Below are 12,650 nucleotides of genomic sequence, written 5' to 3'. Positions count from 1 at the left end.
GGAATGGCAGATAAAAAAAGTGATAAAAAAAGCACTAAAGATAGTAAATTGACCGTTTTTAATTCGATGCGAGCCGCCGCTTGGGTAAATGATCTCAAGCGTAGAACTGAGGTTGAGAGTGATAAGGCGTTACTAAAGTCCATTCCAACCATCCAAGATTTGGAAGTTCGGTTTGGACGATACTTATCAGGTATCCATCTTCCTTCTGGAATGATTAGAAATGCTATTCATGCCTATGCGCCTGTAAAGAAATCACGCTTCGTCTTTGAACTCGGTCCTGAAGATAAAGGGGAATTCGTATCGCTTTGGATGCTGTTTCAGGATCGCTATGACGAATTTTGGACAATCATTGAAGATGTCATTCCCCGATTACCAACAGATAGGGAGGAAGGGCATTATGGACGGATTGATCGCATTGCAGCTATTTTCTGTGCAACGGATACTTGGGCGGATATTCGCGTTAAACGAGCCTATTCGTTTGAAAAGAATAATCCAGTTCAAGTCTATATGGATGAATTTCAGGTGTTGCCTGAATTGCGATTTTTGGCAGCAGTGATCGCTATTTGGCGATTGAGCATGTTAGTGCGGGAAGGGGAGGAAGCGACTGAATATTTATTACATTGCTTATTGACTGGGCCTTATGTGCAGGTTTTAGAAAAACATGGAATTTATGAACATGTTTGCTTTCTGGTTCACGCGTTCGCGGTAAGACATTACTTGATGCAGGGGCAGACGAGCCTTGCAGCGAAAATTTTTTCTGACATATATCAACCGACAGAAAAACGCATGGAAATTCAAAAAAGTGAAAAAAGTAGCGATCTACCAGACTCTACAAAGGCTGTTTTTTCGTTTTGGAATTCTTCGGTGCTAAAGTAGTTTTCAATTTTTCTTGAAGTTCATATTTTTCAATGAGATTTTTGAATATGCTTTGACCATGCCCGTGTTTTTCTTCAACGGCATTTGCAATTTGTCGTGCAGTCATTTGATGATTATTTGGCTTGTCAGCACTGAGGCCCAAATCAAGTACGCAAGTGAGTAGACACCCATAGCTGACGGTGCATTGCTCATAAGGACGGATCTGGTAAATTTCGCCTTTGGTATCTGCTAACAGATGAGAACTATTGCCGTGAAATAATTCCTGTCTTTGATCGTCGTAGATATGGCATAGCTGATTTAAATTGACACCGTATTCCTCAGTCAGCTCAAAGGCATAAATCAACGCATTTTCTTTCAATGAGCAGAAGTCATTTTCTACTAACTGCTGCCAAAACCATTGTGTGATATTGAAGCCCTTGCGAATTAGTTCATGCTCTAGTTCATCTGCGATATCTTTGGCTAATTCTTCACTATGCAAAAGTGCCGACCTGAAAAATTGCAACAGCACTTCTGGTATGGCAACGTCTTTCCACTTCTCATAAATTCCTCTTGCTTCAATAATAGAGTCAGCAACTGCAATGCTGAAATCGCCATGTGCAATGAGTGATTCATTGATTGTTGAAATAGTCTCTTTTGTCATGTCGGATGGGTGAAATGACAAGGTAGGAATTTCGACCAATGAATACTGTGAAGGCTCACATTCCTCCTTTACAGACTTGAAAAATCCAACAAATTGATCGTCTACCTTCATGACAGGAATTTGCATTTTCCATATTTCGGCAATGTCACCAAATTGAACATCAGAAATTTGATTCGTAGTGACGGTTGCAGCAAACATAGGCACGATATGGGAAATAATCCATTCGTATAAAGTACCCAGATGATATTTTATGGAAGCAGGGTGAGAGCCTTGTATTCGCCACTGTTCAATAGTTGCCACTGGTTCTCCTAACCAATCTGCCAATGCTGTTTCGTTCGTTAGTCGTGCCGATAGTGAAGTCGATGACTTTGGAGAAGATTTCCGTATCACTACTGGGGACAGCATCTCGAAAGTTGCACCTAGGTGCGCCATACTGAGCTGGGTATCTGGCGACAATTGCTTGAGCTTGAGTAAAAATTCTAGTGGCGTCATAGTAAATTTAAGTGTGCTTACCGCTTTGGCGGTAAGCTGCAATGTAAAGGTATTAGTGTTCTATTTCTGATGGATAGATCATTTTAAGGAACCATATTTTTTACTAGCCATTCATTCCACCAGCCTTTTCGATATCTCAAAGTATCAAAATGAATGAATGGAAAATCTAAAGCCGTGAATGCATCCCTTGCTTGGACATCCGCAGTCGCTTTACTGCGGTAGTGTTTCGCTTTAATGCCGACCGGTGCGTGACCTGTCCATTGGTCAGCACGAACAGCATCAAGATCGCTCGTACCCAATGCGTCAGCAACCGTGTCACGGAAGCTGTGCAAAACTTTAGTGCGTGGAACATGTACACCAATTTTTTCGAGATAATTATTTACGTCTCTAGATAAATTGCGTTCTCGTTTTTCTCTGGAATCCATGGGCAGATTTGGGAAAAGTCGAGTCGCACCCAATATTCGCAAGTCTGCGAGATAATCATCAAGGCCAATTTCCCATAATATTGGATGCAGCGGTATGGTTCTTTTCGACTGTGCATTTTTGAGCCGCTTTGTTTCTATCTTGTGCTCAATTGAGTCAGGCTTCTTTCTGGGGCGATGCTTAATTGAAATACTGCGAATGCCATTTTCAATAATGATGTCGTCCAGATCAAGACAAGCAATTTCGTTGGCACGAGCACCTGTAAATAGGAGCAGTAAAGGACCCCAAAACTGATGTGGTCGTTTTGCCTTCATGAAGTTCGCACTGTCAAAAATCTTAATCAGTTCTTCTTGCTGGAACGCTTCGGCACCACCATCAATTTCGCCATCAGAGTGGCGGACTGAATCTTCAAATGGATTTGGTTCAAAACAACGTCCAGCTTTAATCGCCCATGAAAAAAATCCAGACACATTGGTTAAGTGGTCGTTGCATGTTCTAGCTGAAATAGTGTCAGGAGCAGTGTCGTTGCCATTCGCATCGAGCACGGTTGGTGGATTGAGCAAAATTTCAGATGCCGTGCCGATTTTAATATTTCGTTTTTTGGCATGCAGTGGAATATGCGAAAGTGCCTCATTGAAGTCCATGCATTCCCGCCGAGTGAGTTCATGCACCATGCGATGATTGCCACCCATCAGAATTCCAAATAATTCCAGGCTTTCTGTGTAGGATTTTTTCGTAGCCGCAGCAATGCCTTTTTTGGAAAGCAAATAGGAATCAAAGGCATCTTTCAATGTGCTTGGCTTGGTTGGAAGAGCTGGAGCAAATTGGGTAATTTCTGCTTTTAATTTCTGAGCTTCCACCTTTAAGGCTTCAATTGGTGGCGTAGCGGGTTGCTCCCCACGGCTGGCATGCAGGAATAGGGCGAAGTTTTTCAGTTCCTCTTGAGCGACTTGGGGATTGTCACTGGTTTGAATGCGCGAAGCAGAAAAACTGCCATCTTTACCAATGGTTAGACCTTCAACAATTAATTTTTTGATGTTTGCTGGATCAATGCTGTCTGGGTCAATGGTCATAAGGCGTGCCAGTTTGGATATTAATGGTAGCATTGTGCCAGAAAGTTGGTAGCCCGTAACCCTTGCTGTTTTAGGGCAGCGTGTATGCAGGGAGCGATTGAGTTCTGGCTGTCCTAAAAGGGAAGCGAGAATTTGTGGAAAAACGATGCGGAAATAAAAAACGCCGTGTCGAGAACGGCGTAGGTGTGAAGCTAATTTCATCGGTATCACCTCAATGTGAGGTGGAACACCTGTTTGGAGCACCTGATATTTTGAAGCCTATAAACTTCAATCAGATCAACAACTTAAAATCTTGGTGGCCCGGGGCGGAATCGAACCACCGACACAAGGATTTTCAATCCTCTGCTCTACCGACTGAGCTACCAGGCCAAGACCAAGAAGTATAGAGGATCATCTCCGAAAAAGCAAATGGTTTCTGTTTTGAGCTCAAAATTTTGTCCTTTCTCAATAAAAAAGCGGGTTTTTCTGAGGGGCAGAATGCCTTCTGGTGGGCTCACGTATAATACGAAGCTTGGCTATATGGCTCACTGGCAATGGATTTGCTTAGAGTAGTTGGCAATGATGTTGCGTGTATAAAAGGTAATGTATGAGCACTGGTTCTCAAATTCGTTCTCAGATCTGTATCGTTGGCGATGGTGCCGTGGGTAAGGCGGCTGCTTTGGGCTTTTCTCAGCTCGGCTTGCAAGTGACCTTGCTGAGCGCCGCGCCGCCGCGTGCCGAATCGTCTGCTTCTTTGGGTGATTGGGATGTCCGTGTCTTTGCCTTGAACCACGTGGCACGTAATTTACTCGATGGCTTGAAAGTATGGGGCGCGTTGGATGCGTCGCGGGTGGCGCCAGTGAGTGCAATGCGCGTGTTTGATGGTTCTGAGCGAGCAACTGGAGATTTGTCGTTCGATGCCTACGGAGCTTATATCAATGAGTTGGCATGGATCGTTGAAGATTGCAATCTGACGCGCGCTTTAGATACTGCTTTGCGTTTCGCTCCACATATTACTTCGGTGTTTGGTCAGGCTTCACGTTTAGAAGTCGGCGCGGATGCGGCCACTATACATTTGAGTGATGGTCGTCAGTTACAAGCAGAATTAGTGATTGGTGCTGATGGTGCGCAGTCTTGGGTGCGAGGTCAGGCCGATATTGGTCTCGACTATCGCTCTTATCATCAACAAGGTGTGGTCTGTAATTTCGAATGCGAAAAGCCACATCATGGAGTTGCCCATCAATGGTTTGTGCAAGAGCAGGGCATTATTGCTTTGCTGCCTTTGCCTGGCAATCGTGTTTCTTTGGTATGGTCGGCGCCTGATGATTTGGCACAGCAAATCATGAGCCAATGGATGGATGAGCTGATTGCCCGCTTAGCACCATATAGCACCGAGCCATTAGGCCAACTGCGTCCCGTTTTGCCAGAAGCAATTAAGGCCTTTCCTTTACGTTTAATTCGGCCGCACTCTTTAGTGGCTGAGCGTGTTGCCTTAATTGGTGATGCAGCGCATGCGGTTCACCCTATGGCAGGCCATGGTATGAATTTGGGGTTTGGCGACGTAAATGATTTGATTCGCTGTATTAAAGAGCGCGAGGCGCATCGCGATTGTGGTGATGAACGGGTATTAAGCCGTTATCGCCGTGCTCGCGCTGAGGAAGTCGCGCTGATGCAGATCACCACGGATGGCTTATATCGTCTCTTTGGTAGTGATTTATCTGCCGTTCGTCTGCTGCGCAATACAGGATTGAACTTCTTAAATCGCTTACCTGTCCTAAAACGCAAACTGATCGCCCATGCGATGGGCGTGTGACCAGCGATTGACGAGATGGCGAACGTGGCCAGAACAATTGAAAGAATATAGAGAGTAGATCATGATGATGTCGACAAAAATGTTGAGCAGTTTGGCTGCCAGTTTGATGCTAGCGGTGACATTGCCAGTGTGCGCTCAAGGCGATGCAAAAGTTGAAATGAAAGCATCACCAGCCACGGCTGCAGCAACGGCAGGGGTCAGCACGGCAGATGCAAGTGCTGAGGCAGCGAAAGCCAAAGTTGCAAAGATTGCTGCTGCTAAACACCGTGCAGAGAAACTGGCTAAGTTAGAAGCGCAGCGTAAAGAAAATATTCGTAACATTTTGGTGGGTAATTTAGGTCCTGGTACAAAGATTGATTCAGTGACTAAAACACCTTACGGTGGTTTGTATGAAGTGCGTATGGGCCCTGAAATTATTTATACCGATGCCAAAGCAAACTTCTTATTTGTCGGTAGCGTGCTTGATAACAAAGCGGCGGTGAATTTTACGAAACAACGCGTCGAGCAGATTACTAAGGTCAATTTTAACGAGTTGCCTTTAGACGCCGCTGTGAAATATGTGAAAGGTGACGGCAAGCGCGTAATCGCTATTTTTGAAGACCCAAATTGTGGTTACTGCAAAAAATTCCGCAAGACTTTACAGTCGGTTGATAACGTTACTATCTACACGTTCATGTACAACATTTTGGCAGACGATTCGTCTGTGAAGTCACGCGATATTTGGTGTTCCGCTAATCGTAGCAAGGCTTGGGATGAGTGGATGATTGAAGGCAAGGTCGCTCCGACTGCACCAGCCAATTGCCAAACACCAAATGATAAAGTGTTCGCGCTTGGTCAAAAATTGCGTGTAACGGGTACGCCAACAGTCATCTTCACCGACGGTAGTCGCTTACCTGGTATGGTCGACGTTAAAGCGCTTGAAGATAAATGGGCAAGCCTGAAAACGCCAGCAGCAGCTGTAGCCGCACGATAATAGCTTCTTAATCGAGCACATCGATTTCGATGTCAAACTTCAACCCCCGAAATGATTTCCGTTGCCATGCAATTTTGCTGGCAGCGGGGCGTGGTCGACGATTCGATCCTCAAGGTCAAATCAGTAAACTACACCAAAGCGTTCAAAGCAATGTCAGTGTGGTCGAGCAGAGCGCACGACACCTGACAAGCGCCATACCTCAATGCCATATCGTCGTGCGTGATGCCAGCGATTGGCCGGCAAGCTTCCTTCAGCAGTTTTCTTCATCGATAGTGGTTTGTGGAGATGCCGATCTTGGGATGGCGCATAGCCTCGTTAGCGGTGTCCAAACCTTGCCTCAAGAGTGTGATGCTGTAGTGATCGCCTTGGCTGATATGCCTTTTGTGACCGTCAGTACGATTAAAGCCATCGTACAAGCCTTAAAAGAAGGCGCGAAAATCGCGGTGCCAGTGCACCAAGGGCAGCGTGGTAACCCCGTGGGGTTTAGTAAGGCGTTGTTTGGTGAGCTGCTGCAGTTGCGTGGCGATCAAGGCGCAAGAGCTCTATTGAAGAGCTATCCCGTGTCAGAAGTGTTGGTGAACGATACGGGTATTTTGCGTGATATCGACACCCCAGCAGACTTATCTGGCCCTAGTGCCATCTAATCTTTCGATGTCTTTGTTAGTAAAAGCCTCAATTTGCGTATTTCATCGCAGAAGCGCGCCATTTCGCCTAAAATAGCGACTGTAGAATTAGCCGCACCCATTTGGTCTTTATCGCGCATCGCGCTCTGAGTTTTGGAATTATGAATACTTTAGATAAACAGTTTGCTACACGTCTAGGCATCGCCGCCTTATCTCCTTTTGTTTTGTTGATGCTGCTGTGCTGCGTCGTGCCTTTGGAAGTGGCAGAATTTTTTGTTAGCGCACAATTGGTTTACGGTATCGCGATCTTGGGCTTCTTAGGTGGTTTGCACTGGGGTTTGTCTTTCATCAGTAAAGAGCGTTCAGTGCAAGATTTGAAACGTGACTTGTTGTGGGGCGTGGTGCCGACGATTGTTGCTTGGTTCTCAATGGCATACATTTCGGGCGCAGCGTTTTTGGTGCAAATGATCGCCTTTATTTTTTCCTACCAATACGATAAACGTATGTATCAGCGTTTTGATATTCCACCTTGGTTCTTGGAGCTGCGTTTCCGTTTAACGAGTGTGGTGGTGGCGACGCAAATCTTGATGTTTGTAATTTTCACTGTTCGTTCACATTAATTTTTGCTGAAGTTGGAGCTTGCGATGGCTGTTATGCATGCAGTGTCATACAAAATTAAGGCCAGCGACCTGGCCGCTCACTTGTTTGAAGTGAGTCTTGAAATCACAAAACCTGCCGCAACTGGGCAGGTTTTTTCTTTACCGGTGTGGATTCCTGGTAGCTATATGGTGCGCGAATTTGCGCGCAATATTGTACAAATCAAAGCCCATTGCAAAGGCAAAAAAGTCGCGCTGAAAAAAATCGACAAATCGACATGGCAAGCCGCGCCTTGCGAAGGCGTGCTGACCTTGGAATATCAAGTGTATGCTTGGGATTTGTCGGTACGAGCGGCACACCTTGATCAATCGCATGGATTCTTTAATGGCACCAGTGTGTTCTTGCAAGTGCAAGGGCAAGAGCATTTGCCACACATGGTCAATATCCAACAACCTGACGACGCCGCTGCCAAGAAATGGCGTGTCGCCACGTCCTTGCCTGAGTTGAAAGCGAAACGCTACGGATTCGGCACTTATATCGCCAGTGATTACGATGATTTGATTGATCATCCAGTCGAGATGGGCGCGTTTCAAATGATCAGTTTCAAAGCGCATGGCGTACCGCATGACTTTGTGGTGACGGGTCGCGTTCCCAATCTCGATTTGGCCCGTATTGCCGACGATTTGAAAAAGATTTGCGAAGCGGAAATCGCCTTTTTTGAGCCACGCAGTAAACAGGCGCCTATGCAGCGTTATGTGTTTATGACGATGGCAGTTGGCGATGGATATGGTGGTTTGGAGCATCGTGCCTCGACCGCATTGATTTGTAATCGCAATGATTTACCGACCAAGAATAAACCTGAAATGAGCGAAGGTTATCGCAGCTTCTTGGGTTTATGCAGCCACGAATATTTTCATACTTGGAATGTGAAGCGCATCAAACCAGCCGTCTTCGCACCTTACGATTTAAGCCAAGAGAACTATACGAGTTTGCTGTGGTTGTTTGAAGGATTTACCAGCTATTACGATGATTTGTTTTTGTGCCGTACGGGCTTAATCGATGAAGCGGCGTATCTTAAACTCGTTAGCAAAACCATCAATATGGTACAGCGCGGCAGTGGTCGTAAGAAGCAAAGCGTGGCAGCTTCCAGTTTTGATGCATGGACCAAGTACTATCGCCAAGATGAAAACTCTCCGAATGCTATCGTTAGTTATTACACCAAAGGCTCTTTAGTTGCGCTTGGTTTAGATTTGACGATACGCCAGCAAACACAAGGCAAAAAATCACTCGATGATGTGATGCGTGCATTGTGGAAAAAATATGGACGTGATTTCTATACGGCGTCTGTAAAAAATTCTGGTCAGGGTTTGGGGGAGCAGGAATTCGCTAGTTTAGTAGCAGAGGTCACCGGCGTTCCCGTACAAGCTTTCTTGGCGAAATATGTAGACGGCGTCGACGATGTGCCTTTGTCGAAACTGTATGCCGACTTTGGTGTGGAACTGGATGTCCCAGCACCATCAAAGAAACCATCCCTCAATGTACGCTTGAGCAAGGGGGGCGGCGATTGCAAATTGGCGAGCGTTTATGAAGGTGGTGCCGCGCATCGCGCCGGATTATCGGCAGGTGATGCCATCATCGCCATCAATGGTTTGCGGGTGACAGCATCTGATGTCGACAATGGTTTATCAAATGTTTTGTCGGCGTACAAAGTGGGCGACACGGTTGAGATTCATGCCTTTCGTCGCGATGAATTGGTGGTCGTGCAGGCGAAATTGCAGGCCGATGATGTACCGAATCTGAGTTTGAATGTGAAGACGTCAACGAAAGTTAAGGGCGCTAGTAAGTCGGCTTTGAAGCGCCCATCGCAATAAAATATTGAACAATTCGGCGGTCCAGTGTGAAGCATCCTACCTGGACTATCCACCCCAAATTATCGTCGTCCAAACATCATCTGTTCAGCCAACTCTTGCTTGAGTGGCGATAGCACATCAACGATACCTAATCCTAGTCCTAATGCCGCTTGTAGCGGGCTGCCATCGGCGCTGCTAGCGAACATGCGCGCCATGCTATCCGTGATTTTGATGGTGCGTTGACGGTCACGATCTTGTTCTTGCATGAAAATCTCGATGGCCGTTGGTGCGGGGTGGCGAATTAAAGCTTGTGCTAGCACCATGGCATCTCGCAAACCGAGGTTGAGGCCTTGGCCAGCGACTGGGTGCAAGGTTTGCGCCGCATTGCCAATCTTAACTGTACGACTCGTCGCATCCGCTTGTGCATTGAGCCCAAGCGCGAAAGCGAAACGCGGCGAGACAGAAGTGAAGTTACCAACGCGATCACCGAATGCAGTCTGTAACTCAGACAGAAATGCGGTATCGTTCAATTGCTGTAACTGAGCTGCTTTTTCTGGACGCGCACACCACACCAATGAATAGCCTTCGTCCTGCGGCAGTAATGCGATCGGTCCCTCTTCTGTAAAACGTTCAAATGCACGATGTGCGATACGATGAGATGCGGTCACATGCGCAATGATGGCGGTCTGTTGGTAGTCGTGATGTTGTTGCCTTTGCTGTTGTTCGCTAAAAATTCCACCTTCCGCTTGGATCACGCACAGCGCTAATAGCGGGTCGTGATCATGCAGTTCGACCCATACAGCGTTTTGATCGGCGTCGTCACGAATCGCTGCAACGAGCTGAGGTCGCAATACTTCTATGCCTGCTGTCTGCAAGGAAATTTCCAAAGGCGTCACAATATCAGCGTAGCGCACGACATAACCGAGGGCAGGGATTTGATGGTCGCTCGCTTGAATTAGGGTGCGGCCAAAATGACGGCGACGGCTGACATGGATGTCGTGGATAGCCGTCGCCCGCAATGGCGCAGCGTTCCACCGTTGTAGCAATTGATGGCTGCCATGAGAGAGGGCGATGGTGCGCGCATCTTTACTTGCTTGCTCTACACTCTTTGCATCGACTAGCAAGATATCGCTCGCGGCGACGCCATTTCTATGCAACTCAAGTGCAAGCGCTTGCCCGACAGGGCCAGCACCGCAAATCAGATAAGGAATTGGCTTATTTGCGCTCATCGTTGCGAAGGGTTGAGTAAATGACTTGAAGACGTCATTGTAACCAACTCAGGGAGTTAAGGTTTGATCACTCGCAAAGGGGTATTTAACGCCGCCAATTGCTCTGGTGTACCTAAGTTGTGCCATTCGCCACGATACAGTTCGCCACCGAGTTGGCCGCGATCAGCGAGATCACGTAACAGCGGGCCGAGTTTGGCGTGCGTGCCAGGGACGATATCCTTAAACAACTCAGGACGATAGACGCCGATATTGGCGAAGGTGTACATCTGCTCACCTTCTTTGGCCTCATTGCGTAAGCCCATCAAGCTTAGAGCGAAGTCGCCTTGAGGGTGGAAGTCTGGATTTTTGACCATGTACAACCATGCGACATCGCGTTTGTCGAGCGGATGTGGATTTCCCCACATATCATTGTCTTCGACACTGCCTTCGCATTCGGCAAAATTAAAGTGCGGAATATAGATATCACCCGACACAACCAAGAACGGCTCATCGCCCAACAGTGGCAAAGCCTTGGCAATACCGCCAGCGGTTTCCAGCGCAGTACCTTCAGCAGAATACTGAATCTTGGCGCCGAATTGGCTGCCATCACCCAAAGCCTCTTCAATCATGTGGCCAAGGTGTGCGTGGTTGATGATGATCTCCGTAATCCCTGCTTTCACCAAATTCAAAATATGCCATACGATTAAAGGACGCCCGCGCACTTTGAGCAGCGGTTTAGGGCAGGTGTCGGTTAGCGGACGCATTCGTTCACCGCGTCCAGCGGCAAGGATCATGGCTTTCATCGATATTCTTCTGTGTACGGTGTTGCTGAGTTGTTCGGCGACGTGCTGACTCTGTGCAGCAAATTAGAAAGTATAGCCAAACTGCGGCGCACTATCTTCGATCGTGTCGAGCAAACGCAGCAATGGAATCAAAACGCTGTAGCGGTTCGACGTCTTGCGTACATAGTCCATCACCGTCGACATGTCGTCGAGATAATGTGGTTTGCCATCGCGATGTGCTAAGCGAGCAAAGATACCCAAGATTTTCAGATGACGTTGTAAGCCCATGAATTCGAAATCGCGATAGAAGCTGTCGATATCGGGTGCCACTGGTAAGCCCGCTTTTTTTGCTTTTTCCCAGTAACGGATGGCCCAGTCGAGTACCATTTCTTCATCCCACTGTACATAAGCGTCGCGCAGTAATGAAACCAAGTCGTAGGTCAAAGGGCCATACAATGCACCCTGGAAATCGATGATGCCCGGATTACCTTTATCCATCACCATCAAATTGCGCGAATGGAAATCGCGGTGCACGAATACCTGAGGTTGTGCGGTGACATTGGCCAAAATGGCGTCAAATACTTTATTCAAACTATCCGTTTGCGCCTCAGTCAAGGTCACTCCACGGTGTTTGCTGATGTACCACTCAGGGAAAATCATTAGTTCGCGATGCATGAAAGCGCGATCGTATTCGGGCAAGACTTCAGGCTGACTCTGTGATTGCATCAAGACCAGAGAATCAATCGCATCCATGTACAACTTGTGGGCCGTATCGACATTTAACATGTGTGAATACATGGTGGTGCCGAGATCGGTCAGTAACAGGAAACCTCGCTCTACATCTCTTGCCAGTACTTGCGGTACCGTTAAATGCAGCGAATGAAAAAGTTCTGCCACTTGGATGAAAGGTTTGACATCCTCAGTAGGCTGCGGTGCATCCATCACGATAAAGCTTAGCGGACCATTACCATCGTTACCGTCAATACGGAAGTAGCGACGAAAGCTGGCGTCAGCAGAAGCAGGGCGCAAGCTGTCGAGATTGAGTTGGGGATGTGTAATGCCGCTCAAAAATTGCTTTAAGTCGTGCAAACGTTGCTGGTCGGAAGATGTAGACATAATTAAACGTAATATCTGTAAAAAGTGAGATGAAAAGGACGACAGCGGGGTGTGTTAGAGCCCACCGTCAATACCATTTTTCATGTCAAAATGAAACGAAAAATGCTGCTTTGCTCTTTGGTTTGACTTCGAGTTCGATCACCTTGGCTAAGAAAGACGATGCGAATACCGAATGCAGCTGCTTTGTTACTGATACTTCAGGGGT

The 12,650-nt window shown here is 47.0% G+C and carries 11 protein-coding genes and 1 tRNA gene; 6 read left to right on the top strand and 6 right to left on the bottom strand.

What is annotated here, in order from left to right; all coding sequences use genetic code 11:
* Positions 1-3: 3 nt before the first annotated feature.
* Positions 4-876 (top strand): hypothetical protein, encoded by an 873-nt coding sequence (locus H8K36_RS09170; protein ID WP_186915959.1) that lies wholly within the window; start codon positions 4-6, stop codon positions 874-876.
* Here H8K36_RS09170 and H8K36_RS09165 read toward each other — a convergent pair.
* The 3 genes from H8K36_RS09165 to H8K36_RS09155 all read right to left on the bottom strand — a co-directional run bounded on the left by H8K36_RS09165 (position 830) and on the right by H8K36_RS09155 (position 3,873).
* On the bottom strand, positions 830-2,008 hold the full coding sequence (locus tag H8K36_RS09165) for a hypothetical protein (RefSeq protein ID WP_186915960.1): 1,179 nt from the start codon (positions 2,006-2,008) through the stop codon (positions 830-832). The two genes, H8K36_RS09170 and H8K36_RS09165, sit on opposite strands and share 47 nt — an antisense overlap.
* Positions 2,009-2,091: 83 nt before the next feature.
* Complete coding sequence (locus tag H8K36_RS09160) at positions 2,092-3,705, bottom strand: site-specific integrase (protein WP_186915961.1); 1,614 nt, start codon at positions 3,703-3,705, stop codon at positions 2,092-2,094.
* 92 nt (positions 3,706-3,797) lie between these two features.
* Positions 3,798-3,873 (bottom strand) — tRNA-Phe (locus tag H8K36_RS09155).
* Between the two features lie 217 nt (positions 3,874-4,090).
* Here H8K36_RS09155 and H8K36_RS09150 point away from each other — a divergent pair.
* The 5 genes from H8K36_RS09150 (at position 4,091) to H8K36_RS09130 (ending at position 9,360) form a co-directional block, all read left to right on the top strand.
* Positions 4,091-5,296, top strand: coding sequence for a UbiH/UbiF family hydroxylase (locus tag H8K36_RS09150; RefSeq protein WP_186915962.1), 1,206 nt, complete (start codon positions 4,091-4,093; stop codon positions 5,294-5,296).
* A 61-nt stretch (positions 5,297-5,357) separates the two neighbouring features.
* Positions 5,358-6,269, top strand: a complete 912-nt coding sequence (locus tag H8K36_RS09145; RefSeq protein WP_329604219.1) for a DsbC family protein — start codon at positions 5,358-5,360, stop codon at positions 6,267-6,269.
* A 29-nt stretch (positions 6,270-6,298) separates the two neighbouring features.
* Complete coding sequence (locus H8K36_RS09140; RefSeq protein WP_186915963.1) at positions 6,299-6,913, top strand: nucleotidyltransferase family protein; 615 nt, start codon at positions 6,299-6,301, stop codon at positions 6,911-6,913.
* A gap of 140 nt (positions 6,914-7,053) precedes the next feature.
* Positions 7,054-7,512, top strand: coding sequence for a DUF3429 domain-containing protein (locus H8K36_RS09135; RefSeq protein ID WP_186915964.1), 459 nt, complete (start codon positions 7,054-7,056; stop codon positions 7,510-7,512).
* A gap of 24 nt (positions 7,513-7,536) precedes the next feature.
* Positions 7,537-9,360 (top strand): M61 family metallopeptidase, encoded by a 1,824-nt coding sequence (locus H8K36_RS09130; protein ID WP_186915965.1) that lies wholly within the window; start codon positions 7,537-7,539, stop codon positions 9,358-9,360.
* A gap of 59 nt (positions 9,361-9,419) precedes the next feature.
* Here H8K36_RS09130 and H8K36_RS09125 read toward each other — a convergent pair whose 3' ends face one another.
* From H8K36_RS09125 to H8K36_RS09115, 3 genes are all read right to left on the bottom strand, one after another.
* The gene (locus H8K36_RS09125; RefSeq protein WP_186915966.1) at positions 9,420-10,568 is read right to left on the bottom strand and encodes an FAD-dependent monooxygenase; all 1,149 of its coding nucleotides are present in this window, start codon (positions 10,566-10,568) and stop codon (positions 9,420-9,422) included.
* A gap of 56 nt (positions 10,569-10,624) precedes the next feature.
* Positions 10,625-11,350 carry an N-acetylmuramate alpha-1-phosphate uridylyltransferase MurU gene (gene murU / locus H8K36_RS09120; protein WP_186915967.1) on the bottom strand — a complete coding sequence of 242 codons (726 nt, stop codon included), beginning with the start codon at positions 11,348-11,350 and terminating at the stop codon, positions 10,625-10,627.
* A gap of 63 nt (positions 11,351-11,413) precedes the next feature.
* Positions 11,414-12,445, bottom strand: a complete 1,032-nt coding sequence (locus tag H8K36_RS09115; RefSeq protein WP_186915968.1) for an aminoglycoside phosphotransferase family protein — start codon at positions 12,443-12,445, stop codon at positions 11,414-11,416.
* Positions 12,446-12,650 lie beyond the last annotated feature (205 nt).

The organism is Affinundibacterium nitidum, from assembly GCF_014284155.1.
GTDB lineage: Bacteria > Pseudomonadota > Gammaproteobacteria > Burkholderiales > Burkholderiaceae_D > Undibacterium > Undibacterium nitidum.
Note: the sequence above shows the minus strand (reverse complement) of the source record. Positions and strands in the feature narration are given on the sequence as shown.

What these genes read in the sequence shown, in the direction of transcription:
- H8K36_RS09170 (WP_186915959.1), top strand. Translation starts at nt 4, where the DNA reads ATGGCAGATAAAAAAAGTGATAAAAAAAGCACTAAAGATAGTAAATTG.
- H8K36_RS09165 (WP_186915960.1), bottom strand. Translation starts at nt 2,008, where the DNA reads ATGACGCCACTAGAATTTTTACTCAAGCTCAAGCAATTGTCGCCAGAT.
- H8K36_RS09160 (WP_186915961.1), bottom strand. Translation starts at nt 3,705, where the DNA reads ATGAAATTAGCTTCACACCTACGCCGTTCTCGACACGGCGTTTTTTAT.
- H8K36_RS09150 (WP_186915962.1), top strand. Translation starts at nt 4,091, where the DNA reads ATGAGCACTGGTTCTCAAATTCGTTCTCAGATCTGTATCGTTGGCGAT.
- H8K36_RS09145 (WP_329604219.1), top strand. Translation starts at nt 5,358, where the DNA reads ATGATGATGTCGACAAAAATGTTGAGCAGTTTGGCTGCCAGTTTGATG.
- H8K36_RS09140 (WP_186915963.1), top strand. Translation starts at nt 6,299, where the DNA reads ATGTCAAACTTCAACCCCCGAAATGATTTCCGTTGCCATGCAATTTTG.
- H8K36_RS09135 (WP_186915964.1), top strand. Translation starts at nt 7,054, where the DNA reads ATGAATACTTTAGATAAACAGTTTGCTACACGTCTAGGCATCGCCGCC.
- H8K36_RS09130 (WP_186915965.1), top strand. Translation starts at nt 7,537, where the DNA reads ATGGCTGTTATGCATGCAGTGTCATACAAAATTAAGGCCAGCGACCTG.
- H8K36_RS09125 (WP_186915966.1), bottom strand. Translation starts at nt 10,568, where the DNA reads ATGAGCGCAAATAAGCCAATTCCTTATCTGATTTGCGGTGCTGGCCCT.
- murU (WP_186915967.1), bottom strand. Translation starts at nt 11,350, where the DNA reads ATGAAAGCCATGATCCTTGCCGCTGGACGCGGTGAACGAATGCGTCCG.
- H8K36_RS09115 (WP_186915968.1), bottom strand. Translation starts at nt 12,445, where the DNA reads ATGTCTACATCTTCCGACCAGCAACGTTTGCACGACTTAAAGCAATTT.